25 protein-coding genes are annotated in these 26,627 nt (G+C 42.8%); 4 read left to right on the top strand and 21 right to left on the bottom strand.

What is annotated here, in order from left to right; all coding sequences use genetic code 11:
- Positions 1-3 precede the first annotated feature (3 nt).
- Positions 4-912: a LysR family transcriptional regulator gene (locus tag AAFX28_RS11785; protein WP_408687868.1), complete on the bottom strand. Its 909-nt coding sequence runs from the start codon at positions 910-912 to the stop codon at positions 4-6.
- 105 nt (positions 913-1,017) lie between these two features.
- Between AAFX28_RS11785 and chrA the strand changes: the two genes are divergently transcribed.
- Positions 1,018-2,163 (top strand): chromate efflux transporter, encoded by a 1,146-nt coding sequence (gene chrA / locus AAFX28_RS11780; protein ID WP_408687866.1) that lies wholly within the window; start codon positions 1,018-1,020, stop codon positions 2,161-2,163.
- Between the two features lie 54 nt (positions 2,164-2,217).
- Here chrA and AAFX28_RS11775 read toward each other — a convergent pair whose 3' ends face one another.
- From AAFX28_RS11775 to AAFX28_RS11720, 12 genes are all read right to left on the bottom strand, one after another.
- Entirely contained in the window at positions 2,218-3,222 is a 1,005-nt protein-coding gene (locus AAFX28_RS11775) for a tetratricopeptide repeat protein (protein ID WP_408687865.1), read from the bottom strand.
- A gap of 9 nt (positions 3,223-3,231) precedes the next feature.
- Positions 3,232-4,176: a type II secretion system F family protein gene (locus AAFX28_RS11770; protein WP_408687864.1), complete on the bottom strand. Its 945-nt coding sequence runs from the start codon at positions 4,174-4,176 to the stop codon at positions 3,232-3,234.
- A 1-nt stretch (position 4,177) separates the two neighbouring features.
- Positions 4,178-5,146, bottom strand: coding sequence for a type II secretion system F family protein (locus AAFX28_RS11765; protein WP_408687863.1), 969 nt, complete (start codon positions 5,144-5,146; stop codon positions 4,178-4,180).
- Between the two features lie 11 nt (positions 5,147-5,157).
- Complete coding sequence (locus AAFX28_RS11760) at positions 5,158-6,639, bottom strand: CpaF family protein (protein ID WP_408687861.1); 1,482 nt, start codon at positions 6,637-6,639, stop codon at positions 5,158-5,160.
- A gap of 27 nt (positions 6,640-6,666) precedes the next feature.
- On the bottom strand, positions 6,667-7,890 hold the full coding sequence (locus AAFX28_RS11755; RefSeq protein ID WP_408687859.1) for a CpaE family protein: 1,224 nt from the start codon (positions 7,888-7,890) through the stop codon (positions 6,667-6,669).
- A gap of 201 nt (positions 7,891-8,091) precedes the next feature.
- A complete protein-coding gene (locus AAFX28_RS11750; RefSeq protein WP_408687857.1) occupies positions 8,092-8,358 on the bottom strand; it encodes a hypothetical protein in 267 nt (88 codons plus the stop codon).
- Positions 8,359-8,367: 9 nt separating this feature from the next.
- Entirely contained in the window at positions 8,368-9,810 is a 1,443-nt protein-coding gene (locus AAFX28_RS11745) for a type II and III secretion system protein family protein (RefSeq protein WP_408690863.1), read from the bottom strand.
- A gap of 29 nt (positions 9,811-9,839) precedes the next feature.
- On the bottom strand, positions 9,840-10,583 hold the full coding sequence (cpaB, locus tag AAFX28_RS11740; protein WP_408687856.1) for a Flp pilus assembly protein CpaB: 744 nt from the start codon (positions 10,581-10,583) through the stop codon (positions 9,840-9,842).
- Positions 10,580-11,926 carry an AAA family ATPase gene (locus tag AAFX28_RS11735; protein ID WP_408687854.1) on the bottom strand — a complete coding sequence of 449 codons (1,347 nt, stop codon included), beginning with the start codon at positions 11,924-11,926 and terminating at the stop codon, positions 10,580-10,582. The genes cpaB and AAFX28_RS11735 overlap by 4 nt, the downstream gene beginning before the upstream one ends.
- Before the next feature lie 15 nt (positions 11,927-11,941).
- Positions 11,942-12,460, bottom strand: coding sequence for a prepilin peptidase (locus AAFX28_RS11730; RefSeq protein WP_408687853.1), 519 nt, complete (start codon positions 12,458-12,460; stop codon positions 11,942-11,944).
- Between the two features lie 33 nt (positions 12,461-12,493).
- Positions 12,494-12,646, bottom strand: coding sequence for a Flp family type IVb pilin (locus AAFX28_RS11725; RefSeq protein WP_408687851.1), 153 nt, complete (start codon positions 12,644-12,646; stop codon positions 12,494-12,496).
- 78 nt (positions 12,647-12,724) lie between these two features.
- Entirely contained in the window at positions 12,725-12,892 is a 168-nt protein-coding gene (locus AAFX28_RS11720) for a Flp family type IVb pilin (RefSeq protein WP_408687850.1), read from the bottom strand.
- 453 nt (positions 12,893-13,345) lie between these two features.
- Here AAFX28_RS11720 and AAFX28_RS11715 point away from each other — a divergent pair, with 453 nt between their 5' ends.
- Positions 13,346-14,083, top strand: coding sequence for a helix-turn-helix domain-containing protein (locus AAFX28_RS11715; RefSeq protein WP_408687848.1), 738 nt, complete (start codon positions 13,346-13,348; stop codon positions 14,081-14,083).
- Between the two features lie 131 nt (positions 14,084-14,214).
- On the top strand, positions 14,215-15,900 hold the full coding sequence (locus AAFX28_RS11710; RefSeq protein WP_408687846.1) for an AMP-binding protein: 1,686 nt from the start codon (positions 14,215-14,217) through the stop codon (positions 15,898-15,900).
- A gap of 59 nt (positions 15,901-15,959) precedes the next feature.
- Here the strand turns inward: AAFX28_RS11710 and AAFX28_RS11705 are convergent, their stop codons facing one another.
- Both AAFX28_RS11705 and AAFX28_RS11700 read right to left on the bottom strand, forming a co-directional pair.
- Positions 15,960-16,913 carry a glycosyltransferase family 2 protein gene (locus tag AAFX28_RS11705; RefSeq protein ID WP_408687845.1) on the bottom strand — a complete coding sequence of 318 codons (954 nt, stop codon included), beginning with the start codon at positions 16,911-16,913 and terminating at the stop codon, positions 15,960-15,962.
- Positions 16,910-18,604 carry a hypothetical protein gene (locus tag AAFX28_RS11700; RefSeq protein WP_408687843.1) on the bottom strand — a complete coding sequence of 565 codons (1,695 nt, stop codon included), beginning with the start codon at positions 18,602-18,604 and terminating at the stop codon, positions 16,910-16,912. The genes AAFX28_RS11705 and AAFX28_RS11700 overlap by 4 nt, the downstream gene beginning before the upstream one ends.
- Before the next feature lie 312 nt (positions 18,605-18,916).
- Here AAFX28_RS11700 and AAFX28_RS11695 point away from each other — a divergent pair, with 312 nt between their 5' ends.
- Positions 18,917-19,822, top strand: coding sequence for a LysR substrate-binding domain-containing protein (locus AAFX28_RS11695; protein WP_408687841.1), 906 nt, complete (start codon positions 18,917-18,919; stop codon positions 19,820-19,822).
- Between the two features lie 103 nt (positions 19,823-19,925).
- Here AAFX28_RS11695 and fusA read toward each other — a convergent pair whose 3' ends face one another.
- The 6 genes from fusA to hscA form a co-directional block, all read right to left on the bottom strand.
- Positions 19,926-22,013 (bottom strand): elongation factor G, encoded by a 2,088-nt coding sequence (gene fusA / locus AAFX28_RS11690; protein WP_408687839.1) that lies wholly within the window; start codon positions 22,011-22,013, stop codon positions 19,926-19,928.
- 225 nt (positions 22,014-22,238) lie between these two features.
- Positions 22,239-22,664, bottom strand: coding sequence for a nucleoside-diphosphate kinase (gene ndk, locus AAFX28_RS11685; RefSeq protein WP_408687838.1), 426 nt, complete (start codon positions 22,662-22,664; stop codon positions 22,239-22,241).
- Between the two features lie 57 nt (positions 22,665-22,721).
- Entirely contained in the window at positions 22,722-24,020 is a 1,299-nt protein-coding gene (pepB, locus tag AAFX28_RS11680) for an aminopeptidase PepB (protein WP_408687837.1), read from the bottom strand.
- A 151-nt stretch (positions 24,021-24,171) separates the two neighbouring features.
- Entirely contained in the window at positions 24,172-24,366 is a 195-nt protein-coding gene (iscX, locus tag AAFX28_RS11675) for a Fe-S cluster assembly protein IscX (protein ID WP_408687835.1), read from the bottom strand.
- A 56-nt stretch (positions 24,367-24,422) separates the two neighbouring features.
- On the bottom strand, positions 24,423-24,761 hold the full coding sequence (gene fdx, locus AAFX28_RS11670) for an ISC system 2Fe-2S type ferredoxin (protein ID WP_408687834.1): 339 nt from the start codon (positions 24,759-24,761) through the stop codon (positions 24,423-24,425).
- A gap of 11 nt (positions 24,762-24,772) precedes the next feature.
- Entirely contained in the window at positions 24,773-26,626 is a 1,854-nt protein-coding gene (gene hscA / locus AAFX28_RS11665) for a Fe-S protein assembly chaperone HscA (RefSeq protein WP_408687833.1), read from the bottom strand.
- Position 26,627: the final 1 nt, after the last annotated feature.

The raw sequence follows: 26,627 nt of genomic DNA, 5'->3' as shown, positions 1-26,627 counted from the left end.
TCACTACTTAACGATGGCGGAAACTAGACTGCGCAGCCAACGGTTCTTTTCTTCATATTGATGAGCTTTGAATGAGAGTAAGCGAATATCAAAATCAGGAATCTCGATTGGAGAAGCCACCGCTTTTAAGCCGTGAGTATACGCTTCCATTTCCGCAAAACGTTTAGGTACAAGGCACACCAGTTGACGTCCTAACAATAAGCGGCGAATAGTCAGGAAGTTACGTGAAGCAACCCCAACTCGACGCTCTTCGCCCAGTTTAGCTAACCTATTGTCTACTTGCGTTTGCAGACTACCATCAGGGCTTACCAGAGCGTGCTCAACAGAAACGAACGATTCAATGGTCATAGGCTCACTAACTTGAACGACAGTAGGGTCAAATAAGCATAGGTGTTGTTCAGTATAAAGGTGCTCGGATAAAAAACGACGATTGAGGCTTTCAATACTACCAATAACAACATCAAGAGATTCAGACTCTGCGATATCAACGTAATTACTTCGATTGACGTTGTAAAAGCTGACTTGAGAGCTTGGTGATTGCAACTTAATTGCATCATAAATCAAGGGAGCAAACAGTTGCTCGGCATAGTCCGTAAGACCAATTTTCCAGACTTCAGAATAAGTACTCGGTGAGAAATGTTTCTTCACCAACAGCTCATTTTTAATATTAGCCAGCAGTTGATCGATGATGGGAGCAATGTCTTGAGCGTGCTGAGTAGGTTCCATTTTTGTTCCTACTCGCTCGAACAACGGATCATCAAATAAAGTTCGCATTCTCTGCAAGGTATGGCTCATCGCAGACTGACTGACAAAACAGCGCTCTGCTGCAAGGCTAACACTATTCACCTGATAAAGGGCTTGAAACGCCACCAGCAAATTAAGGTCTATCCCTTTCCAATTAAACTCTTTCACCACCCATCCCATTTGATTCATAATATATATTAAGACTATCAATTTGAGTCATTTTAGTTCATTCATTACAGTATTGGCAGTATTTGTTAATCGAGTAACGTGACCATGTTGTCCATTTTTAAAACCTTTTTTCTGCTAGGCTGGATAAGCTTTGGTGGCCCTGCAGCGCATATTGGCTACTTTCGTAATACTTTTGTTGAGAAGCTCAAGTGGCTTGATGACAAGGAGTACGCCCAAATTGTCGCTTTGAGTCAGTTCTTACCGGGACCTGGCTCCAGTCAGGTTGGGTTTGCCGTAGGCTATAAACGTGCAGGCCTACCAGGTGCATGCATGGCATTCTTGGGGTTCACACTGCCATCAGTACTAATCATGCTGGCACTGGCTATTTTAAGTAGCCAAGTTACCGAGAGCACACTATTCCAAAACGTTGTCCATGGATTGAAACTATTGGCCGTGGTTGTCGTGGCGGACGCTGCATTGGGAATGTATAAGAACTTCTGTAAAGAAAAGCTTTCGGTTAGCTTGTGTCTAATAACGGCAGTCGCGTTGTTGGTAGCGCCGAGCATTTCTACTCAAATCTTTGTTTTACTCGCAGCTGCGGCCGTTGGTATGAAATTTCTTGGCACATCAGAGCAAAACTATGACGGAAAGTTTGAGCCATCTATTTTGCCTTTAGCCCTATTTGGACTGCTATTGGTCGGCTTACCTTTCGCTGCTACAGCACTACCTGCTCTCGGTCTATTTAACGACTTCTTCCAAGCTGGTAGTTTAGTCTTCGGTGGCGGTCATGTTGTTCTGCCATTACTTCAAAACATTGTTGGTGACCAACTAAGTCAAGATGCGTTCCTAACCGGTTATGCTGCCGCGCAAGCAGTACCTGGCCCTATGTTTACTTTTGCTACTTATATCGGCTATGAGCTTATGCCTCAATCACCAATTGTTGGAGCATTGGTCGCAACTATCGCTGTATTTTTACCTGGTTTCTTGTTGCTGCTAGGGGTACTAAAGAACTGGCAATCACTGGCAAAAAATCCGAAGGTATCAGGGGCAGTCAATGGCGTTAATGCTGCGGTAGTAGGCTTACTTGTCGCAGCACTATATCAACCGGTGTTCACCAGTGCAGTAATGAGCGCTTGGGACATTTCATTTGTTCTAATTGGCTTCTATCTGCTGAAACATCAAAAACTGCCAATTGTTTGGATGGTCGCGCTCTTTATGACGGTTGGTGCTCTGAGTGGTTACCTAGTTTAACGTCAAGCTAGTGTCAAAATTAAAAAGGGAGAATCATATTCTCCCTTTTTGCTATTAATTGTCAGAGACTTCTCCCTCTCTCACTAACGCTAACGCTCTTTCTAAGTTTTCGTTCGCCACTTTGTAGTAGGTACTTTTGGTATCAATCGCTTGTTGAAGATAAGGAATGGCTTGATCTGGCTTGCCTTGCAGAATTAAGAAGTACCCAACATTGTTCAGGGCTTCCGGTTTATCCATGTGACGCGAAAATACATTGATTGCTCGAGTAATTTCCCCTTTCGCCAAATAGATCAAAGCAAGGTTGTTAAGCGCTTTGTCATTGCTAGAATCTTTATCGAGTGCTTCTAGAGTAAATCTCTGCGCTTTTCGGTAATCACCTGACATATAAAACGAATAGCCAACATTGGTTAGCGTCTTAGATGAGTTCGGTTCGATATTTAATGACTGTTTATAGAAGGCCTGTGCAAGTGAGTGATCTTTTTCCAGATCTGCGATCACCCCCATCCCCATATAAGCGAATTCAGGCGAGTTGGCATCACTCTTTAATTCAGCAACATCTTTGGACGTTTTAAGGTCTTTACTGACTAGTGTTTCGCTGCTACCAAAGCGAATTTGATCCGCATTGATTGCTCGTAAGAAATAGCTTTTACCTTGATTGATGTCGCCATTTTTACTGTAAATGGACCCTAGCTGTTCTAACACTTGAACATTATTTGGGTTTTCTTCGAGCGCTAGACTATAGGCTTTATCAGCCAAAGGAAGATTATTACGTGACTGGTGGATTCGGCCAATGTTATACAAAGAACGATCTCTAAACTGCCCATTTTCAAATGAGAGTGAGCGAATATACTCATATAGGGCTAAGTCGACATTACCTGCTCCGAGTGCCGTGTCACCTCGCATTATGGCTTCTTTTTCGGTTTTAGCAGGCTCTTCCGAAGAGAGCGTATCTATCGGCTTGCCATCGTATAAGGAGGTATCAAGACTTGGTTCTTGCGATGCACAGGCAGCCAATAACAGTGCAGTAAGAGTGATGGTGGCAACTTTAAATCCTTTCATAACCTGTCCTTAATTTCCCATCGTCGAGGTGAATAGCAACATAGAGGGCCCAATCGCAACGATAAAGAAACAAGGCCAAATAAAGATCAACAGTGGGAATATCATTTTTGTTGGAATCTTCGCTGCAATTTCTTCAATTTCCTGATTGCGTTTGTCTCGATAATCTTCGGTATATTCACGCAGTGTTTGTGACAAGCTGCCACCAATACGAGAGGCATGGGCTAACATCGTCACTAGGCCCGCAATCTCTGATAAGCCGGTCCGCTTGATGAGATCATTAAATGCATCCGACATCTCGACACCTGCATTGATTTTGACGCAAACCGTATCTAACTCATCAGCGAAGTCAGGGTGCGAAATCGTCAGTTCATCGGCAACTCGTCTAAGTGCTGCGTTAAAACCAAGCCCTGATTCCGTACAAACCACCAGCAAATCTAGCGCATCAGGTATCCCGCTACGAATTCGTGACTGTCTTTTATCCACCATCATACTCAAAACAACATTCGGGCTATAAAGACCAAAAGCGATACTGGCGATCATTGCTACGTTACGCATCGACATTTCGGGAGCAAAAAAGTAAATGCTCGCCGCCATTAAAAAGCCGACCACCAGAGCAACCCCTTTCATTGCATAGAAAAAGGTTAGAGCACTCGCGTCATGATAGCCCGCATGCATTAGCTTTTCTCTAATGCTCTCACTTTCCTTCGAGTTAGGTGTTTTCATCGCAGGCGCTAACGACTCTAAAGATTTCTCTAGGCGACTACCTTTTTTCAGCGTATCTGCGCGAGTTGAGTCCTTTAGGCGAGCAAGACGATTCTTCAACGGCGATTTAGAGCTGATGAGAAGTAATGAAAACGTGAAGCAGAGCAGAACTGTCGCAATCATGATAATGACTAGAAAGAACGTCTGTTCCTCAATTTCAAAAGATGAGATTAGATCGAATATTGATTCCATATCACACCTCGAAGTTGATAATTTTTCGGATCCATAATGAACCAATAAATAGACTCACAATCCCACCACTGACAATTTTCATTCCTCTAGGGTCGGTATAAAGAGGTTCCACATAGCCCGGGTTAATGACGCTAAGAAAGAGAAAAAGAATGAAAGGTGATAACACCAAAATCCAGGCAGATAGACGACTTTCAGCAGAGAGCGTTTTGATTTTTCGCTGCAATTTAAAACGTGAACGTAGCACTTTAGAGACTTTTTCTAAATTCTCAGAAAGGTTACCCCCCGTTTCCTTTTGCAAAATCACCGCACTTGAAAATGCGAGCATAGATACGGTCGGGGTGCGCTCTGCCATCTGCATAATGGCCATTCTCATGTCATAACCATAATTAAGAAGGTTAAACGTATTTTTAAACTCAACGCCGATAGGCGCTGGCATCTCTAACCCAACCTCATTGAATGCTTGGGTCACAGGTTGGCCAGCTTGTAACATCCGACGCATGATATCTAGCGCTTCAGGTAACTGCTCTTCAAACGCAGACAGTCGGTCTGAGATCTTCTTACCTAACCAGAAATACAAGCAGACCCATACACCGGCGATCGCTGCTAAACCAACATAAAAAGGCTGGCCAATTAATAGTGCAATTAGAAAACCACTAACAGACAAACTGCTTGTGACGAGCAAAGTTTGCGTTAAGCTCCAATCATAGCCAGACAACTCGATCATTTTTTTCAGTGACGAGAACGCATTGATTTTGACTAACCTTCTATCCCATGGGGTGAGACTTTTTAAATAGTGTTCTTGCAGCAATGAGCGAGCTTCTTCATCAAGCTTTGACTGAGATTCTTTCAGTCGTTCTGATAGCTCTTTGTGTTTGGCTTTACTACCAGCGGCAGGAAGAATTAACGCCTGAGAAATAAACACCACGGCGAAAAAGAGTAAAATAAAAAAGAGCGTCGCATCCTGCTGCATAACCTCCTCCTTTATGAGATTGACTCATTGAAAATGTCGAACGGCAAAGGCAGACCTTTTTTCGATAACTGGTCATGACATTGAGGCACCACTCCAGTCGCCGTAAAATGACCCAATACATTCCCCTCTTCATCCATTCCTTTACGGTGAAACTTAAAGATTTCGGACATCGTAATGATTTCGCCTTCCATGCCATTGATCTCACAAATACTCACCATTCTCCGCTTACCATCTTCTTGACGCTCCATCTGTACAACCAAATGGATAGCTGAGGCGATTTGCGAGCGAAGGTTTTTAGCACTCATATTCCAGCCTGCCATGGCAAACATGTTCTCAACCCTAGACAGAGCGTCACGCGGCGTATTAGCGTGAATCGTAGCCAGAGATCCATCATGACCAGTATTCATCGCGGCTAACATATCGACCGCTTCTGCGCCACGCACCTCCCCAAGAACAATTCGATCGGGCCTCATACGCAGCGAGTTTTTGACTAGATCTCGCTGAGTGATCTCCCCTTTTCCTTCCAAATTGGCGGGACGCGTTTCTAGTCTCACCACATGAGGCTGCTGGAGTTGCAATTCTGCCGAGTCTTCTATGGTGACAATGCGATCATCTGCAGGAATAAAGTTAGAGAAAATATTAAGCGTGGTGGTTTTACCGGAGCCAGTACCACCTGAAATAAGGACATTCATTGCTCCAGTGACAGCTGCTTCAACGAACTTAGCCATTTCAGGAGAAAGAGAGTTAAAGTTAAGTAAGTTATCCATATTTAACTTCTCAACCGCGAAACGACGAATTGAGACGGAAGAACCATCGAGTGCGAGCGGTGGAATGATCGCATTAACACGAGAACCATCAGCTAGGCGAGCATCTACCATAGGTGAAGCTTCATCAATACGGCGACCAACCTGACTAACAATTCGGTCTATGATATTTCTTAAATGCCTTTCATCGAGAAACGTATATGGGGTCAGTTCAAGCTTACCTCGCCGTTCGACGAACACATGCTTAGGACCGTTAACCAGAATATCCGACACTGTTGCATCATTAAGTAATGGCTCCAAAGGCCCCAAACCAAAGACCTCATCTTCAATTTGTTGGATAACCCGTTTGCGTCCTTCTGCACTCAATGCATGGGTTTGGTCATCAGCCATTAATTGTACTATCGCATCATGCAGCTCTTTCTTCGCTCTTTCATTCTCTAAACTTGCCAAGAGCCCCAAGTCTAAGGTTTCGAGAAGGCGCTGATGGTAATAGTGCTTTACTGACAGCTCTAACTCTAATTGCTTCTTCGCTTCTTCAACTGCATGCCCTTTGGCTTCAGCCTCTAACCGTTTACGTTCTTGAAAAGATTCCGCACCTTCTTTTGAAATTTGAACTTCTGAGGACGAGGCATCAATGACAGAAGCAGACTGTTGCTGCACTTGTTCCTGTTCAGCTTCAGCGACTTTCTGTTGCAGCTCTGGGTTTATATTTTTCCTTTTGAAGAACATGAAAGATCCCTTATTTATTCGTACTCGCTACGAGAACATTCTTTTAAACCAACCTTTTTTCTCTTCAGGTTCTGGCATCAAAGAATTCGCTAAATTCTGTACTGATTTCGACATCGAACTACTCTTCTTAGCTTGAATGTACGGACGCCCTAAGTTGGCACTTTCAATTGCGACTTTAAACTCATTTGGAACTGTGTGAACTTGGAGACTTCCGACTGTATCCTGAATGTCTTTCAATTTAATGGATTGACGTTTTTCGTAACGATTCACAATCACTTCCATTTGCTCTTTCGTAATACCAAATTCAAATGTAAGTGCCTTGAGAATTTGGGTGGTATTTTTTACCGCAACCAAGTTTTGTTGAGTCACTAAAAAGACTTTCGTTGCAGGAGAGATGACTGAGCCGAATTGACGATCCAATCCACGTGATAGATCAATAATGACCAATGGATATCGCTCACGTAATACAGGAATCAGTTTGCTTAGCTGACCCACTTTTTCGAAATTTTCATGGCTGTTTTCTCTTTTGAATCCGAGAATATGTAAACCTGATTCATGCTTAGTCACAAGGCTACCAAGGGACACATCATCAAGATCTGCTACATTAGCTATTGCATCAGCAATACCATAAGTACATTGGACATTAAGGTAGTCTTCAATCACCCCAAATTGCATATCGAGGTCAACCAGTAACACTTCATCTGGTTGATTTTTTGCCAAAGTAATTGCGGTATTGAGCGCAATCAGCGATGCACCCGCTCCCCCTTTGGTGTTCATAAATACGATAAGATCACCTAGGTTACGAGTCGCCACTTTCTCTTCAGCAATATTCCGCAACAACGGTACGAGTTCATCTAACACCGCTTTATCTGATATAAAGTCTACCGCCCCAATACGCAGCGCGATCTTTAACGCACCATTATCATTTTCATTACCAAAGACGATCAGTGACGCTTCGTGAGCAGGTTCATGTGACTCAGGCGCTTCATATTGCTGTAGCTCGACAATCTTCTGCGCCCAATTCGGCCCCGTCTCAACGAAAATCAAATCAGGCGGTGAGAAATGGGCTAAATTGGCTACAACTAAGCCATGAAATGAAATCATCTCAAAGTTCACGCTCTGACATTTAGACAACTCATGGCTAATGTGGAGGTGGAATGCATCAGATGAATAAAACACCCAAATTGTTAAATTGGTCTTCAGTCTAATAGGACTATCTCCATTTGGCGTTAACTTAACCGCTTCTCCCATATACTTGCTCCTAGCAATCCATGCTAATCGAGTTAAGGACACTAATGGCCTAAATAGTCTTCACATTAAGACTCTGAACGCAGACCTTCCAACTTTTGAAGCCCTTTACATACAATCACACGATTAATTTTTTATTTGCTATTTTTTGATATTATTAATTGTAGGAAACACCTAGCAATCTGTCAGAACTACACACTGACATTACTGCCCAAACTGTTCCAAAATCTGGCTATCCGAACCAGCAAGATCTGAAGTTTCCTTGCCCGTATAAGTCTGATAAACGCCTTCCATACGTTCACCGCTCCCTGAAGGAACAACACCTAGATTTTCAATCGTCGCATTAGGGTTATATGTTTGCTCCATTTGCAACTTTGCTACATGAGAACCGAGCTGTTCTGCGTTACTTACACACCCTGCCAATAACAGCGACAGGCTGGTAAAGACGACTAATCCAATTCCGTTATTCATACTGCCTCCTTACAAGCTGTGTCCAAATGTGCCTTCAGTACCACCTTTTGAATTGTCAACAAATGCGCCGACTTCCTCTTCAGGTTTCTGTTCACTCGCAGGGGCGATATAGGCGCCACGTCCCAATAGATAGTATTCAAAATCATTTGGTTCAACGAATGACTCTGTTGGTAGCGTAATGCGTCTTCGATCGATTGGTTTGGCTAGACGAGGTGTAACCAAAATGACGAGTTCGGTTTCACCGGAAATGTATTCTTGGCTATTGAACATTTGGCCTAGCACTGGAATGTCGCTAAAGCCAGGCATCTCTTCAACCACATCTCGCACTGACTCACTGAGCAGGCCTGCAATACCAATAGTTTGTCCATCCGCTAGTTCCAGAGTTGAAGAAGCACTACGACGAGTGATCGGTGGTATAACATAAGTGCCGTTAGTGCCCCCAGGGCTTAAAGTTAGCGTGGTAGAAGTCGCCAGTTCACTGACATCAACCGCCAGATTTAAATTGATTTTCTTGTCCGATAACACAGTGGGGATGAACTTCAAACCAACGCCATACTCTTTGTATTCTATAGTAATACCATCCTCATCAGGGACTGGAATAGGAAACTCACCACCCGCTAAAAACTCTGCTTTTGCACCACTTAGGGCAGTAAGGTTGGGTTCGGCAAGTACTTTGGCGGTACCATTTTGTTTTGCGATATCCAGCGCAAATGTAAACAGAGTATTGCTATCGATAAAGGTACCCAGTAAACCTGTACTTTCGACACCTGGCGCATTAAAGATAGGACCAATCACACCACCAACATCATCTATCACACCACCAGCAGAGGTCCCCCCCCAATTAAACTCCCCACCACTGGTTTGAAAGAAGTGGAAATTCGCATCAAACTTTCGCACTAGACTGCGCTGTACTTCGGCAACCGTCACTTCAAGCATGACTTGTTGTGCTCCTCCAATCGTCAATAGGTTAATAACACCGGTATTATTTACCTGTTCACTGAGCGATTCATTTTCTTTATCAACTTCTTCACCCGCTGAGTAGGTTTCTGCAACTCGTAGAGCAATATTCATGGTCGATTGCGAACTCACTTGACCACTAAGAATCAAACGATTTTGAGCACTATGGACTTGTATTTCTTCATCTGGCAGAAATTCATAAAGCTTGGCTTTGAGGCTATTTAAATCATGGGTAACTTCAATATTGATTGATTCGATTAATTGCCCACGGCTGTTCCAGGCCATAAGATTGGTTGAACCGAGCTTCTTACCAATTAAGAAAACTTCATCCGATTTCAACATCACAATATCAAGTACTTCTGGGTCACCAAGCGATACGCGCTTCGCTTTACCAGCTAAAGTTACATGGGTCGATTTATGATGCGGCACTTTCACTATCTTTCCGGATTGCGTTGAAGCAAAAGTAATACCACTACTTAACAGCAAAATAATCATTGCAGATATTATATTTCTCATAGCTCACCTCAATCCTTGACTCGGATATTGCTAGACTGAGTGCCCTTGATAATTGTGACACTTGGGGCGACATACCGTTTAACAACTTTCTCTTCTTCATGCGGGTTTCTAAGCGTGAGCTGAATATCTCCTCGACTTTGCGCCGAAAGCAGTTTTTCCGCTTCTCTAGGACTGACTTCAAGAGTAACCGCACGCACGATAACGGGTTTGTTTTCTTTTGTTCTTGCAGTTTGATCGACTGCCAACACTTTAATCTCTTTTAGCACGGTCACTGTCGATGCTGAATTCTGGCCGTATTTGATAGTGTTGAGAATATCGACCTTGTTACCGGGTAATAGAAAACCAGCGACCCCGATAACATCATTAACTCGAATGGTAACAGCACGCTTGTTCTCTGGAATCAGCGAAGCCAACGTTGACCCCTCTCCGGATACCGACAAACGATTAGGGTGAATAATCTCTCCAGGATAAATGGTAGTCGCAGCAACTTGACCGATAAGTTCTTCTGCTTGAGTAAACTGAGATTCACCGCGCCAATCTTTTTCAAGTAGCTTACTCTCTATGTACTGTTCCTCTATAACGCTACCTGCGAGGATTTCTTGCGCTGCAACAATCACAGGCTCACGCTCTACCACTTCAACCTCTGTCTGGGGTTGCAGTTGCCTATCCATCCATTGTTTGGCAAAGAAAACAGCACCCAAACCAAATACAATTGAGAGCAATAATAATAATATGACTTGATTCCGACTCATCGAGCTCCTCCTCCCTTGCCATCAGCAGTAAAGTACACTTCCCACGCTCGGCTCACTATTTCAGGAGAGATAACTGGCTCAACTTCTTCAAATACAATGATATCTCGGCTGATCCCTACAATGTCTTTTGGAAGACAAGGATAAAAGCCCACGTCATGCTGACGATGTAAGTCAAATAAAGTATCGAAACATCCCTCTGCGAGGGATAAGTTTTTGGAATTAGAAATGATGTTCCAGAGATCTCTGTACTCTTGTTCTAAAAGAGGACCAAACTGAATTTTGTAACCCAGTCGACGTAAGAATGCTGGGTCGCTGATCTTTTCTGGATCTAAGTTCGTAGAAAAAGCCAAAGTCAGTATGAAAGGGATAGAAATCTGCTGGCCGTTTGGCAAGTTCAAGTAATCATAGAAGTATTCCATTGGAACAATCCAACGGTTCAAAAGCGTGTCGACAGGCATTGGTTGCCTACCTAAGTCATCGATAATAAAGATACCGTTGTTGGCCATCATTTGCAGAGGAGCCATCCAAACTTTGTTATGTTCACTATGATTGACTTCGAGCATATCCATTGTAAGCTCACCGCCCACTTGTATACTTGGCCTTTCACAAAGTGCCCATCTTCGGTCAAAATGCTCTTTAAACGTAATGGATTGAATTTCATCACTTCGAACTTTTTTATGATGCTGCGGGGAAAACACTTTAATGATGTTTCCCATTGCAAATACTGCGTAAGGCACGTAGACGGAAGTATTAAGGGAATTTAGCAGCCTTGTAGCTACAAAGGTTTTACCTGAACCCGCACTTCCGTAAAGCAATAATGCGCGGCCAGAGTTTATTGCTGGACCGAGCACTCCGACCATTCTGTGCGCCCCTAGCACATCAGAAAGGGCAAACTCTACATCCGCACGGTTAACCATTTGAGCCCTAACATCCTGTTCTTCAACCATTTTGTTATATTGATTTAGAGAAACTGGAACAGGTCCTAAGTAAGCATCTTTAACAAACGCAGCATCCGCCTCTTGTAGACCAGATTCGGATAGGCCATAGCGCACATGCCCTGTTGACTGGACAGAGAATGTGGAGGAAGCGGCTTGAAACACTTCAACTAAAGACTTAGCTCGTAGCCCTGCAATCACGTCTTCGATCATGTGACTGTTAATACATAGCAACTTAGTGAGCTGAAGAATATCGGACTTTGGATAAGCAGCAATATGCTTTATGACAAGGTTCTCGACGACAGCTTTGGGAATCCCCAGCTCATCGAATGTTGTAGGAACTGGCGGTTCTGGAGCTTGCGGCGTCAGCTCAGTTCTATGTCGAACCGCAGAATTTGCCTGAACCATATTGACTCCTTGTCATTAATTCAGAAAATAAAAATAGAGAGCTAAACCGATGACAACCACTGGAGCAAAAGGCATTCGGTAATGTTCTTCCATTTTTTTGGGCGCTTGTAATACTTTAGTGCCACTCGTACCAAACTGAGCTAGCATTGAGTACTTATTTAGTTTGGTCCTAAGTTGTTCCGGAGAGTCCGCTAGCCTTAGTACCGCATAGAAAAGACCAACAATTACACTCGATATAGCAATCCAGTAGACAGAGCCAAGTATATGTTCACTCCCTACCCAAAAGCCGACTACCCCCAAAAGTTTAACGTCCCCAGGTGCCATGACTTTTAAAAAGTAAAGAAGTAATGCAACAATAAAGCAAGTAATACCAGTAGTAAGTGAATAAAAAAGAAGGGAAAAGTTTTTATCGATTAGAATTATATCTGCACAGACCAATGCAAATATAACCATTAATAGGTAGTTGGGAATTTTATGTTCTTTAGCATCTGAAACGGCTACAGCAAATAGTACCATCCATATAATAATATCCATTTAGCCGTCCTTGCATACACTAATTATTCATCCTTAATTAAATATAGTTGCAAATTCATTAGTTAGTATGCCTCTAAATGCAATAAATAGCCCTGCGAAACCAACCACTATTAATCCAGCTCCCACCACATACTCTACGACAGTAAGGCCTTCTTCATCTTGCAAGAAACTGTATACAGCGTTCATAGTGTACTCCTAAATAGCTCAAGCCCATGAAGTTATTTCATGGGCTTGTGAATTTAAAATTATCTTTCTAACTTTGTGTTAAGTGTTGAAAACATTAGACAGTTCATCAGTTAATGTATTGGAAAAGGTTCCGAAAATCCCAGCAAGTCCGGCTACAAGTAAACCTGCACCAACAACATATTCGACAACTGTTAGCCCTTCTTCATCCTTCATAAAGGCTTTAATGTTTTTAATTAGCATGCTCATATATGTCTCCTTCCAAAGTTCAGCAAGCTGTAACGCTTATTGATAATTTAGAGTCATTTATAAAAGACATGTTAGGATTATTATGACGACATTTAGCACTTTTTTGCCATAAAACTCAGCGCAATTCAGCATTAAACCTCAGTAGTTTGTCAAAATCTGTTAATTTAAGTTTAATATAATAAAAGTCAGACATGAATTAATTCATAAAAATCAGTTTATTAAAACTAGAAATTAAATAAACTCTTATAACAAACAAACCAACTTAAGTTAGTCTCAGTTTTGAAACTTGACAAAATACACCGCGAACAAAAATGTGATACTGCACAACAAAAAAACAACATAAAACTAAACATTCACTCAATAATGAAGATGGTCATTAAAAGGAAGTCGTACTAAGCTGATCCTTAATACCTTACTCGTATCAATTACAAAGAGAATGAAGGGTACTAAACAGTGGATGTATTACACAAAGGCTATTGGATAGGTCAATCGGTCACTTATGTTTCCAAAGATATTGTGAGAGACATGGAACGTTATTTTCATATCTTGGATTATGGGCATGATGTTTCTGTGCTGAGTGAGCCCGATATCCATTTTTGTTTCTTCTTTTATGAAGAACAGTTTACTTCTCTATTCCTCACCGCTACAAAGCTTTGTCAAAACCTTGATAAGCATATTATCGTCATCCATAAGCAGGAGCTTCCCAATGAGTTTGAAAGTCTAGATGTTGTATTTTCAACATTTAGTATTAATGACGATGACGCACGGACATGGTCAGCTGAGCTCAACAAACAAATCTACTATCAATTTACTCAGCACCAAGAGATCCTTGATATCAACAAACTCACTAACCAACATAACCAAAAGCATATTAGTAAAGACCTCGTTGAGATGTTGAGGTATATCGAAAAGAACCTTTCACGCACCATTCGTGAAGAAGATGTAGCTGAATACTGCCACTACTCTGTAACCTACTTCTCTAAGTTTTTTCATAAAACAATTGGGGTAAGTTTCCGTGATTACCTCACACTAAAAAGAATTAACCTCGCCAAACAGCTATTGACCAACTATCGCAAAGAGAAGATTTCTTTTATTGCTTTTCAATGCGGTTATAACGATGTCTCCTACTTTTCTCGCATCTTCAAAAAGAAAACAGGGATAACACCAGCCGTGTATCGCCAACTTCACTAACAGCATGGCAGTCACAAGATAACTCGAAACTCACCACAATTGCTTCCCTACAGTTTGATTTACATGCTAAAGTTAACATTCTATTAACAATAAAATAATCATAATTTTTGCCAATAACACGGAGTTAGAGAATGATTCAGCCTAACGAGTTGAGCAAACCAACCTGTGCTCTCCCACCACCAAATGAGATGATCTTAAAATGGGCAGCGGAACGCCCAAATGACATCTATCTCAAACAAATTATCAATCGAAAGTTTGTTGAATACACCTATAGCGAGGTTGCCGAACAAGCATTAAAACTTGTCAGTGCACTCAATGAGCTTGGTGTACAGCCTCGTGATAAAGTCGCACTTGTTTCAAAAAACTGTGCCGAATGGTTTATCTGTGATCTTGCAATGATGTTAGGGGATTTCGTCAGCGTCCCTATCTTCCCTACAGCAGGGGCCGATACCATTGAATACTGCTTAACGCACAGCGAAAGTAAGGTGTTAATCGGTGGTAAGCTTGATGATCCTGCTGCCACTCAGCAAGTCATTGAAAGTAAACCCGACCTCATTACTATCTCGTTGCCGTATGATTCGGCACCTGACTGTCAATATCAATTCAAGCAGTTACTGGATAACCACGAGCCAAGTTCTTATCGCCCTGAGCATTATGATGATAAGTTGATGTCCTTAGTCTATACGTCTGGTACCTCTGGGCTTCCGAAAGGCGCAATGCTTACTTATGGAGCATTTAGCTGGTCAGTACAGCAACTAATCAACCATATCGGCATCCAAGAAAACGACCGCCTGTTTTCTTACTTACCTCTTGCGCACATCACCGAACGTGTATACATCTTTGGCTCTTCAATTATGGGTGGCGTCCAAACCGCATTCCCTGAGTCTTTGGATACCTTCATTGAAGATGTGAAAATGCAAAGACCAACACTGTTTATTTCAGTGCCTCGCTTGTGGACTCTCTTCCAGCAGCGTATTCAAGACAAACTGCCTCAGAAAAAACTGAACATTTTACTTAAGATTCCATTCGTGAATTCTTTAATTAAAAAGAAACTGGCAGATGGCCTTGGCCTCGATCAAGCTCGCGTATTAGGTTGTGGCTCTGCCCCTGTTTCCCCTGCTCTATTGGATTGGTACCACAGTGTTGGGTTAAATATTACCGAAGCCTGGGGCATGACAGAGTCTTTTGCCTACAGCACACTCAATTACCCATTCAGAGCGGATAAGATCGGTAGCGTTGGTAATGCTGGCCCAGGTATTGAGCTTAAGATTGCCGATGATGACGAGATCATGGTGCGTGGACAAGGCTTATTCTCTGGGTACTACAAGAATGACATAGCGACTCAAGAGTCCTTTGACTCTGAGGGTTGGCTGCATACTGGTGATATCGGGTTTATTGATAGTGAGGGCTATCTTACGATTCAAGGCCGTAAAAAAGACACCTTCAAAACAGCCAAAGGTAAATTTGTTGCTCCTGTACCGATCGAGAAAAAGCTGTTTGAGTATAGCCGCGTCGAGATGATGTGTCTGATTGGTCTAGGGCTTCCTGCACCAATTTTGCTTGTCGTTCCTCACGACTTCCCTAACTTTGATCGTAAGAGATACGAAAGAACCACAGAAAAAGTGATTGCTCGTATGAACGCAGAGCTCGAGTCTCATGAGCAGATCAAAGGGGTATTAATGATTAAAGATCCTTGGAGCATTGAAAACGGAATCCTCACTCCTACTCTCAAGATCAAACGTCATGTTCTAGAGCAAAAATATCATGATGTAGGACATAACTGGCCTAAAGGACAGATGGTAGTTTGGGAGGAGTAAATTTCTACCAAACTACATAATCATAAATAAAGGAGAGCTCAGCTCTCCTTTTTGTTTACCTATTTATCTCGAGGGTAGTCGACACTATTGCCTTTTAAGGAGTCGTAGCTCAGATAGTGCAAAATTTTAGCTTCAACTCGAAGTCGGCTAATGTTATCGAGAATGAAACCTGAGAATAAGCACGATATCGCTATAACTCCAAGGGCGCTAGATAAGACTGCGGTAGGTAAGCGCTCTACAAGGCCGGTGTTCCAAAACTCAACCACTACAGGCAATCCTAAGACCAAACAAACCAACATAAACAGACCTGAAATCGTAGAGAAGAACTGAAGCGGTTTTACATCCCTCAGTAAAAAAAGGATGAAGTAAAGTATTTTTGCCCCGTCACTAAATGTTCTTAGTTTACTCGCCGTCCCTTCCGGTCTGCTTTTATAACGAGTCGGTACCTCTTTAATCGACATGCTATGGTGCAACGCATGCACAGTTAACTCCGTTTCAATTTCAAATCCGTGGCTAAATATTGGCACTGTTTTTACGAATCGCTTACTCATCACTCGATAGCCCGAAAACACATCATTCAGCTTAGTTCCGAAAAAGACGCTAATCAGTTTAGTGAACAGTTTATTTCCGAGAATATGCCCTTTGGGATAAGCGTCGGATGAGGTAGTACGAGTACCAATGACCATATCGAGATTATTATCGATTAAGTCCTGAATTAAAGAAGCGGCAACTCCTGCGTCATAAGTATTATCACCATCTGCCATAAGGTAAATATCAGCGTCAATATCAGAGAACATTCTTCGTACAACCTTACCTTTACCCTGCCGCTCCTCTTTGTATACCTTAGCTCCTGAATTTATCGCTTCACTAACTGTGCCGTCAGTTGAGTTGTTGTCATAAACATAAACAGTTGCATCAGGTAAGGCCTGACTGAACGCGAGAACAGTTTCCCCAATAGCGCCTTCTTCGTTATAGCAAGGAAGCAATATAGCAATATCTGGTTTGTTACTCATATGTTCTCCTTGTCCACTTTATACAGCTTAATGCCGTGTTCATTGGTATTAACCAAAGTCATCCATTCGGGTGGATTGTCGCTTCTCAAGCGATTAATAAAACCATCACGATTGCTGTTTCTTGAAATAGCCAAACTCGCACCATCTTCACCAAACATAACAAAATCAACGCTTCTGCTTCTTAACTGTGACTTTACATAAGACATATCGTTCGAAGATAAGACCTCGATGACGAATGTGTTCCCATTTATATTTCTATGATACGGCGCGGATATTATCTTGTTTTGCGTCAGTACAAGTGCGGGAGCACCATAAGGTATCGGAGCGAGTATGAGCGCATCCTGAATCTTGCCGTCAATGAGCACATCAACTTTAGATAACATGCTTACTTTCCCTTTTTCTTCACTCCGACTCTCTGCTGAAAATGGTAAAACTTTGAAAAGAACCAGAGCCATAAACCAAGGCATAAATCCCACCATAAACACGATTCTTAGCAATTGATTGGGAAAACGCCCCATAAAATAGACACAGAGCGCGGATTGAATAGGTATAGAGAATATAAATGAGGCAAATACCATTCTAGATTGCCAAAAGAGTGGCATAACTAAGCTGAGAAAGAGAGCTGAATAGAGAATTGCTAACTTTAAGCCTCCCTTGAGAAAGTATGGAGCAACCAAAGCAGGGAGCATAAATAGCAATAAGTTTCTTTCTGAAAAGAATCCATACTCGTGTATATAGTCCAGCATGGGCTTAGCTTCTGTAACATGATTCAGCCAATAGAGCTTTAAGACTTCTGGATAACTATGAAAGACACCTTTAACCAAAAATGGAAACGCGATTAGAACAGGAAGGAAAACAACCGATAATGCAATCAAGCGTATGATTTTGTTACGCTTACGGTAGTCCCCTCTTTCAAAGAATCTTAACGATGCAAAACAAAAAGCATACCCAGACACTAAAACACACAGATACACAATAGAAATAGAGTCATAGTGAACCTCCAAATATTCGTTTAGAGGCCTATTTAAAACGATAAAAACAGCCACAAAAATGGATGAGCTGAGACAAGTTATCGCCGTATATTTCAGTGTATGCAGGTGAATGAAATAACCTTGTAAAACCATGATCCCTAAAATAATCGCCACTATAGGGAGATTTTCCATACCAACCCAAAATGAAAGCGCAATCAACCCACCTTGAACAGTGGCCTTTAGATATTGACGACTATCTTCTCGATTGATTGGTACAAGAGCGACTATCCATGCCAATAGACAAAGCTGTATGTTGTGATGGTCTATCGCACCAGGAAGGAATTTGCTCACAATAGGTGAAAGCAAAACCATAACCATAGCTATCTTTGAGGCATCATCACCTGACAGCCTTTTCGTCATAAAACCAACTGCAGCAACGACTCCGACTAAGTACAATGCTGGAACTATGGTCATTGTCAGAGCAGCTGCTACAGTGCTGCTAAAATAGCTGTGAGTCATCAAATAACAAAGCGCCAACGGAATATCTGGCACTCTTAACCAGTGCATGATGAGGCCATCTTCTGGATTAAAGGCTTCGATTGGCTTCAAGTACCAGTTTCCGTCCTCAATCCAAGAGGTAAATTGGTTATAACGCATATAGTCATCATTATCCGACAACTCAAAAGTCGTTAGTGAATCCCAATGGTTGAACGCTTGCATTGCACTAAATGTCGTTGCGAGGCAGAAAGCAACAAACCAAATGAACACAACGCTATCAGTTCTCTGTCCTATCACCTAAATTCATCCATGAATTAATCTCGTTATAGAATTTTAGTATGGTACAAAGCTGTTTGATTTGTTTATGATTTTGACTTTTCTTCTAAGAAACAAATAAACCTAACAATACTTACTACTACGACTTTTTACTGATTCAGATTAATACGTACTGGCGAAAGAGGTAATTGAAGAGTAATAACGGTAGTATTGATAATTAGGTTCATTTCTAAATACTCAATAAGGCGAGAGTCACTCATGGATGCAAGACTTCATCACCTACCTGGATTACGCTACTTCGAAGTCGCAGCAAGACTAAATAGCTATAGCCGTGCAGCTGAAGAGCTGTTTATAAGCCAAGCAGCTGTCAGTCAAAAAATACGTCAACTTGAAGATGGCTTGGGTTGCAAACTATTTGTTCGAGATGGACGAGAAATGCGCCTCACTGAGCAAGGCAAGACGCTCTATAAATATGTTTCACAAGGTTTAGAAAGCATTGTGTCTGGTCTGAACCAAATTCAAAGCGAGCCATTGGATGGACTGCTGTGTGTCAGTTCAACTCCCTCTTTCGCATCTCGCTGGCTACTTCCTAGACTCTGGAAGTTTTCCGTTCAGTACCCAAATATTCCTATTCGTATCATCACCAGCTGCGACGCACCAAAGCTTAAGCAAGGTGATGCCGATCTTGCGATTTGGCAAGGTGAAGAACTCGATGAAAACTGCGCTCAAAAACTGCATAAAGAGTTCCTTTTCGAAGAGACCATTTACCCTTTTTGTTCGCCTAACCTTACCAAAGCGATTGAGCTTTCTAGCCCAGAGCAACTACTCAATACTTGGCTTATTCACTATGAATCTGGTGGTTACCCTTGGCAAACATGGTTTGCTCAAGCAGGGGTCAAAATGGATAAAGAGTCTGTACAATGGATGGATGTCAGTACTTTTGATCACGCGATGAATGCTGTGATGGCAGGGCATGGTGCGTGTTTAGCATCCGACTCCCTAGCAAGTGATTATATTGAAAGAGGCTTGCTCATTAAGCCATTTGATATCGGAATGACACCAGGTATTCAATTCAATTTGTTCTATGATGACGAATCACCTCGTAGCAATCGTATTCAAGCCTTTGCTGCGTGGCTTCATGAGGAAATTGACCCTCAGAACTAAGCGCTCACCTCTTACATTTAACCGCAAGATATTCTACACATACAAAAAGCCCCTGAAGCTCTCACTTCAGGGGCTTTATAAGCTATCTAGCTAACTTAAAGAATTACTTCTTCTCGTTACGCTCTTTAACTTCTGCGATTACTTGCTCAGCAACGTTTGCTGGACATGGTGCGTATTGACCGAACTCCATAGAGAACTGACCACGACCAGAAGTGATAGTACGTAGGTGACCGATGTAACCAAACATTTCTGATAGAGGAACGTCTGCTTTAATACGAACGCCAGTAGTACCAGCTTGTTGGTCTTTGATCATACCACGACGACGGTTAAGGTCACCGATAACGTCACCAACGTTGTCTTCTGGAGTGAATACGTCAACGTTCATGATTGGCTCAAGAAGTTGCGCACCAGCTTTAGGCATAGACTGACGGAATGCGCCTTTAGCAGCGATTTCGTAAGCGATAGCTGAAGAGTCAACTGCGTGGAAACCACCGTCGAATAGTTCAACTTCTACGTCTAGAGTTGGGAAGCCAGCTAGAACACCAGTTTCCATCATAGATGCGAAACCTTTCTCTACTGCAGGCCAGAATTCTTTAGGTACGTTACCACCAACAACTGTTGAAGAGAACGTGAAGCCTGAGTTTGGCTCACCTGGGCGGATACGGTAGTCGATCTTACCGAACTGACCTGAACCACCAGACTGCTTCTTGTGCGTGTAGCTATCTTCAACTGCTTGAGTGATAGTTTCACGGTAAGCTACCTGTGGAGCACCTACTTCTAGCTCAACGCCGTAAGTACGCTTAAGGATGTCTACCTTGATGTCTAGGTGAAGTTCACCCATACCTTTCAGGATAGTTTCGCCAGACTCTTCGTCAGTCTCAACCTGGAATGATGGATCTTCTGCAACCATCTTACCGATAGCGATACCCATCTTCTCTGAACCGCCTTTATCTTTTGGCGTTACAGCGATAGAGATTACTGGTTCTGGGAAGATCATAGCTTCAAGAGTACATTCGTGCTTAGGATCACATAGAGTGTGACCAGTTTGAACGTTCTTCATACCAACGATAGCGATGATGTCACCAGCTTGCGCTTCAGTAAGTTCGTTACGTTCATCAGCTTGCATCTCACACATACGACCGATACGCTCAGTCTTACCAGTTGCTGAGTTAAGGATAGTGTCACCCTTCTTCAGACGGCCAGAGTAGATACGTACGAATGTTAGTGCACCAAAACGGTCATCCATGATCTTGAATGCTAGCGCTTTTAGTGGCTCATCTGCAGATACAGTAGCTACTTCGCCAGTTGGCTCACCAGTTTCTGGATCTGTTAGAGGCTGAGGATCAACTTCTGCTGGAGCTGGTAGGTAATCTACAACAGCGTCAAGGATAAGTTGCATACCTTTGTTTTTGAATGCAGAACCACAGAACGTTGGGAAGAACGCTAGGTCACGAGTACCTTTACGGATACAACGCTTAAGGTCTTCGATAGAAGGCTCTTCACCTTCCATGTACGCTTCCATTAGGTCGTCGTCTTGCTCTACAGCAGTTTCAACTAGCTCTTCACGGTACTGTTCTAGGTCATCAATCATGTCCGCAGGAACATCTTGAATTTCGTAGTTTTCTGGTAGACCTGTGTCGTCCCAAACGTAAGCTTTACGGTTTAGTACGTCAACAACACCAACGAAATCGTCTTCACGACCGATTGGCAGAGTCATTACTAGTGGGTTTGCGCCAAGAACGTTCTTCACTTGATCAACAACGTTGAAGAAGTCTGCACCCATACGGTCTAGTTTGTTTACGAAGATCAGACGAGCAACTTCTGAATCGTTCGCGTAACGCCAGTTTGTTTCTGACTGAGGCTCAACACCACCAGAACCACAGAATACACCGATACCACCGTCAAGTACTTTAAGTGAACGGTATACTTCAACTGTGAAGTCAACGTGTCCCGGAGTATCGATAACGTTTAGGCGGTGGCCATTCCACTCACAAGTTACCGCAGCTGACTGGATTGTAATACCGCGCTCAGCTTCCTGTTCCATGAAGTCAGTTGTAGACTCACCGTCGTGTACTTCACCAGTTTTGTGGATTTTACCAGTAAGCTTAAGAATACGCTCAGTGGTGGTAGTTTTACCCGCATCAACGTGCGCGAAAATACCAATGTTTCTGTACTTTGATAAATCTGCCATTGTCTTACTCTGTTTATAAGGTATAAATTGCGCGCAGAGTATATCACAATCTGTCAAGACTGATACCCTTGCCAACGCTGTATGTAAAAAAAACTTTTCTCACCAATACTAGCGCTAATTTCACCGACTTGCGGCAAATTAACCTTAGGAGATTGTGTTTTTTAAGAATAAAAATGCTGCTTACACCAGATAAGCAGCACTGATATTGTGTCTAATGCCTACTGTTTAACGTGGGCAAATTTCCGACTCTGGGAAGAAGAACTCGATTTCACGAGCTGCTGATTCCGGACTGTCTGAACCGTGAACTGAATTATAGCGCATGCTCACTGCGTAATCAGCACGAATAGTGCCACAAGCTGCTTCTTCAGGGTTCGTTTTACCCATCAGTTCACGGTAACGTGCGATAGCGTTTTCACCTTCAAGCACCTGAACCATAATCGGACCAGATGTCATGAATTCTTTTAAAGCAGGGAAGAATGGTTTGCCTTCATGCTCAGCATAAAAGCCGCTCGCCTGCTCTTCAGTCAGTCGAACCATCTTCGCAGCAATGATTTGTAAACCCGCTTTTTCGATACGATGGTAAATTTCACCGATTAAATTACGCTCTACTGCATCGGGCTTAACAATAGAAAAAGTTCTTTCTAGAGTCATAGGGTATCCTTTCATTTATCTTTGTTTTAATAGAAGAGGCTCTTCGGCCTCTTATTGCTATTTATTCGCTTGCTGAAGAATCAGTCCAGCTAAACTGCGCACACCAACACCTGTTGCGCCCGCAGCCCATTTATCCGTCGCTGATTTGCGATATGTTGCAGCACAATCAAAATGTAGCCAGCCCTTCTTGTAATCTTCAACAAAGTAAGAAAGGAAAGCCGCTGCAGTACTTGCACCAGGAGAGTAATCACCACTACTGATGTTTGATAAATCAGCAAAGTTTGAAGGTAACATGCCACGGTGGAAATCCGCTAGAGGAAGTGGCCATAGCCCTTCTTTTTCTTCTCGAGCAACAGTCAGTGCTTGATGAGAAAGCTCGTCATCAAAACTCATTAAAGCGTGGTAATCGTTACCAAGAGCATTCTTTGCCGCACCCGTTAATGTCGCGCAGTCGATAATAAGCTCTGGGTTTTGCTCACTCGCATACATTAGACCATCAGCCAAAACCAAACGCCCTTCCGCGTCTGTATTCATGATTTCTACTGTTTTGCCATTTTTGTAGGTAATGATGTCACCAAGTTTCAGCGCACGACCAGAAATCATGTTCTCAGCACAGCATAGAATTAACTTAACGCGCTTGTTTAGACCACGCATGATAGCAAGTCCAAGGCCACCAGTAATAGTACCTGAACCACCCATGTCAGCTTTCATCGCTGTCATAAAACCAGATGGTTTAATACTGTAACCACCAGAATCAAACGTAATACCTTTACCAACAAGGCAAGCAAATACCGGCGCGTTTTCATCCCCAGTTGGGTTGAAATCAAGCTGCAGCATTGCTGAAGTACGCTCTGAACCACGCCCTACAGCATAGATACCTTGCCAACCTTCAGCTAACAAGTCTTTGTCTTTAACAATGCGAGCTTTAACCGTACCTTCTGGTGCCACTGACTTGATGAATTCAGCCGCCATTGTAGCAAGTTGACGCGGTGCAACTTCTTCAGCAGGTTTGTTAATGATATCGCGAGTAAAGTCAGTCGCTTTAATGCGAGCCTCTAGCTCTGCTTGATCGCTTTCCTCAAGTTCTTGCCAAATTAGCTGATTCGCTTTTTTCGGCCCACGGTAACCTTGATGAAAAGACCATACACTTTCCAGATCCCATCCATTTCCTTCTAAGGAAACTGACGCAATGCCTTGACTATCAAGCTTACGTGCTGCGCGTTGGATAGCACCAAGGTCATGACCTTCACCTATATGAACGACTGCACCTTGCTCTGAAAATGAAAGAATCGCCTTCTCGCCCCAATGTGGTGCTGCAGCGTCTTTGCTTAGAAATACTGACATCTGTGTAGACATGGTTTCTCCTTGTCTGTACTGGCGTTGCCTACGCCTTTTTCTATTCACCTCTGGATGTTAACACTTTAATGTTAAATTGATAAAAAAACGGACCATAAGGTCCGTTTTTTTTAGTAAATTTTGTTAACTGAGAGAGGTTTCCCCGCTAGGGTTAATCCATTTCATCCATCCAACATAGGATCACAGCTTCCAAAATTTTCTCATTTGAGCGGTTTGGCTCATCATCAAATTCTTCTAACTCTGTAATCCATTGATGCAGATCGGTAAAACGTACTGTTTTAGGATCAATCTCTGGAAACTTATCGCATAGCTCAATCGCAATATCACGCGAGTCTGTCCATTTCATTGCTTACCTTCCTTTCTACTCTGCGGTAGTCATTAACTAAGAATTAGAGATAAAGATTAATGATCTTCTGAAGCGTGGTTCAGCGTGTACTTCGGAATTTCTACAACAAGGTCCTCGTCAGCAACTTTAGCCTGACAACCTAGTCGAGATTCAGGCTCAAGACCCCATGCTTTATCTAGCATGTCATCTTCAAGCTCATCACTCTCATCCAAAGAGTCAAAACCTTCACGAATCACTACATGACAAGTTGTACATGCACATGATTTTTCACATGCATGCTCAATGCCGATACCATTTTTAAGTGCAACATCTAGAACTGTCTCACCTGAGTTAGCTTCTAGTACAGCACCCTCTGGGCATAAATCTTCATGTGGTAAAACAATAATCTTAGGCATAACTCTATCTCTTAAATATCATTTACTGATTGACCTGACAGTGCAGCTCGAATCGATTTATCCATACGGCGAGAAGCAAAATCCTGACTCGCCTTATCAGTATCTTTGATACCTTGTTCTATTGCATCTGCGTCATCGGCATTACGTAGCTCAATAAGTGCTTCGATTGCTTTAATAAGATCTTGGCGCTCGGCCTCTGACAACAGCTCGTCACCATCCGCTTGCATTGCAGCAATCAAACCTTCAATAACTCGGTCGGCTTCAACTCGCTGCTCTGCCAACGCGCGCGCCAACATGTCATCTTTCGCATAAGTCATCGAATCACGCAGCATATTCGCAACTTCATCATCACTTAAACCATAAGAAGGCTTAACTTGGATTTCAGATTGAATACCCGTGCTCTTCTCCATTGCAGTTACCGATAACAAGCCATCTGCATCAACTTGGTAAGTCACTCGAATATGAGCGGCGCCCGCAGCCATTGGTGGAATACCTTTGAGTGAAAAGCGAGCTAGAGAGCGGCAATCGTCAACCATTTCTCGCTCACCCTGAACGATATGAACACTCATTGCAGTCTGACCATCTTTGAAAGTTGTAAACTCTTGAGCTCGCGCAACAGGAATAGTGGTATTTCGTGGGACGATTTTCTCAACCAATCCACCCATGGTCTCAATGCCAAGCGATAGTGGAATAACATCAAGAAGTAGCATTTCAGAATCTGGTTTGTTGCCCGCTAGGATATCTGCTTGAATGCCCGCGCCAATCGCCACTACTTCATCTGGGTTGATCGTGGTTAATGGTTGACGACCAAAGAAATCTCCAACCATTTCACGAACCAATAATGTTCGTGTAGAACCACCAACCATGACAACTTCAAGCACTTCTTCTGCGTCAACATCTGCATCTTTAAGTGCTCGACGGCAGGACATCAGTGTTTTTTTCACTAATGGTTTAATTAGATCTTCAAATTCTTCACGTGAGATAGTGCCTTGCCAACCCAATACATCGACGGAAACATTGTCTTGCTCAGAAAATGCAATTTTTGTCTCTGTTGCGACATTCAACAATATACGAGTTTGTTCTGCAGTTAGTGATTGCGTGATACCCGCTTTTTCGACGATGTAGTCAGCTAACAAGTGATCAAAATCATCGCCGCCTAACGCAGAGTCACCACCCGTTGCTAGAACTTCAAAAACGCCTTTTGATAAGCGCAGAATAGAGATATCAAATGTACCACCACCAAGGTCGTAAACCGCAATCACACCCTCTTGGCCAGAATCAAGGCCGTAGGCAATCGCTGCAGCTGTTGGTTCATTCAATAGACGAAGAACATGCAGACCCGCAAGCTTCGCAGCATCTTTTGTTCCAGCACGCTGAGCATCATCGAAATAAGCCGGTACAGTGATCACAACACCAGATAACTCACCACCAAGTGTTTGTTCCGCACGTTGACCTAGCTTTCTAAGAATTTCAGCAGACACTTCAATCGGGTTTTTGTCACCACTTGCCGTTTCTAAAACAGGTAATCCATTGTCACTCGCCTTAAATTGGTACGGCAGGTTTGGATAACGTTGTTGTATATCGGCAAGAGATCGGCCCAATAGGCGCTTAACCGAAATGATAGTATTAGCAGGGTCGGTTTCTGCTTGCGCTTTAGCGTCATAGCCTACAACAGGTAGTTCACCTGAATAGTTAACCACTGACGGTAAGATGCTTATGCCTTTCTCATCAGTTAACGTCGCCGCATCTCCACTTCGTACTGAAGCAACCAAAGAGTTGGTCGTACCTAAATCAATACCAGCAGCAAGTTTGTGCTCATGAGGTGCCGAGCTTTGGCCCGGTTCCGCAATTTGAAGTAATGCCATG

Origin of the sequence: Vibrio sp. TBV020, from assembly GCF_046056895.1 — a bacterium.
Lineage (GTDB): Bacteria > Pseudomonadota > Gammaproteobacteria > Enterobacterales > Vibrionaceae > Vibrio.
The sequence above is the reverse complement of the archived record's forward strand: the minus strand, read 5'-3'. Positions and strand labels throughout refer to the sequence as shown.

Excerpts from the sequence above, each read along its gene's own strand:
- chrA (WP_408687866.1), top strand. The coding sequence starts at position 1,018 with ATGTTGTCCATTTTTAAAACCTTTTTTCTGCTAGGCTGGATAAGCTTT.
- AAFX28_RS11775 (WP_408687865.1), bottom strand. The coding sequence starts at position 3,222 with ATGAAAGGATTTAAAGTTGCCACCATCACTCTTACTGCACTGTTATTG.
- AAFX28_RS11770 (WP_408687864.1), bottom strand. The coding sequence starts at position 4,176 with ATGGAATCAATATTCGATCTAATCTCATCTTTTGAAATTGAGGAACAG.
- AAFX28_RS11765 (WP_408687863.1), bottom strand. The coding sequence starts at position 5,146 with ATGCAGCAGGATGCGACGCTCTTTTTTATTTTACTCTTTTTCGCCGTG.
- AAFX28_RS11760 (WP_408687861.1), bottom strand. The coding sequence starts at position 6,639 with ATGTTCTTCAAAAGGAAAAATATAAACCCAGAGCTGCAACAGAAAGTC.
- AAFX28_RS11755 (WP_408687859.1), bottom strand. The coding sequence starts at position 7,890 with ATGGGAGAAGCGGTTAAGTTAACGCCAAATGGAGATAGTCCTATTAGA.
- AAFX28_RS11750 (WP_408687857.1), bottom strand. The coding sequence starts at position 8,358 with ATGAATAACGGAATTGGATTAGTCGTCTTTACCAGCCTGTCGCTGTTA.
- AAFX28_RS11745 (WP_408690863.1), bottom strand. The coding sequence starts at position 9,810 with ATGATTATTTTGCTGTTAAGTAGTGGTATTACTTTTGCTTCAACGCAA.
- cpaB (WP_408687856.1), bottom strand. The coding sequence starts at position 10,583 with ATGAGTCGGAATCAAGTCATATTATTATTATTGCTCTCAATTGTATTT.
- AAFX28_RS11735 (WP_408687854.1), bottom strand. The coding sequence starts at position 11,926 with ATGGTTCAGGCAAATTCTGCGGTTCGACATAGAACTGAGCTGACGCCG.
- AAFX28_RS11730 (WP_408687853.1), bottom strand. The coding sequence starts at position 12,460 with ATGGATATTATTATATGGATGGTACTATTTGCTGTAGCCGTTTCAGAT.
- AAFX28_RS11725 (WP_408687851.1), bottom strand. The coding sequence starts at position 12,646 with ATGAACGCTGTATACAGTTTCTTGCAAGATGAAGAAGGCCTTACTGTC.
- AAFX28_RS11720 (WP_408687850.1), bottom strand. The coding sequence starts at position 12,892 with ATGAGCATGCTAATTAAAAACATTAAAGCCTTTATGAAGGATGAAGAA.
- AAFX28_RS11710 (WP_408687846.1), top strand. The coding sequence starts at position 14,215 with ATGATTCAGCCTAACGAGTTGAGCAAACCAACCTGTGCTCTCCCACCA.
- AAFX28_RS11705 (WP_408687845.1), bottom strand. The coding sequence starts at position 16,913 with ATGAGTAACAAACCAGATATTGCTATATTGCTTCCTTGCTATAACGAA.
- AAFX28_RS11700 (WP_408687843.1), bottom strand. The coding sequence starts at position 18,604 with ATGCAAGCGTTCAACCATTGGGATTCACTAACGACTTTTGAGTTGTCG.
- AAFX28_RS11695 (WP_408687841.1), top strand. The coding sequence starts at position 18,917 with ATGGATGCAAGACTTCATCACCTACCTGGATTACGCTACTTCGAAGTC.
- fusA (WP_408687839.1), bottom strand. The coding sequence starts at position 22,013 with ATGGCAGATTTATCAAAGTACAGAAACATTGGTATTTTCGCGCACGTT.
- ndk (WP_408687838.1), bottom strand. The coding sequence starts at position 22,664 with ATGACTCTAGAAAGAACTTTTTCTATTGTTAAGCCCGATGCAGTAGAG.
- pepB (WP_408687837.1), bottom strand. The coding sequence starts at position 24,020 with ATGTCTACACAGATGTCAGTATTTCTAAGCAAAGACGCTGCAGCACCA.
- iscX (WP_408687835.1), bottom strand. The coding sequence starts at position 24,366 with ATGAAATGGACAGACTCGCGTGATATTGCGATTGAGCTATGCGATAAG.
- fdx (WP_408687834.1), bottom strand. The coding sequence starts at position 24,761 with ATGCCTAAGATTATTGTTTTACCACATGAAGATTTATGCCCAGAGGGT.
- hscA (WP_408687833.1), bottom strand. The coding sequence starts at position 26,626 with ATGGCATTACTTCAAATTGCGGAACCGGGCCAAAGCTCGGCACCTCAT.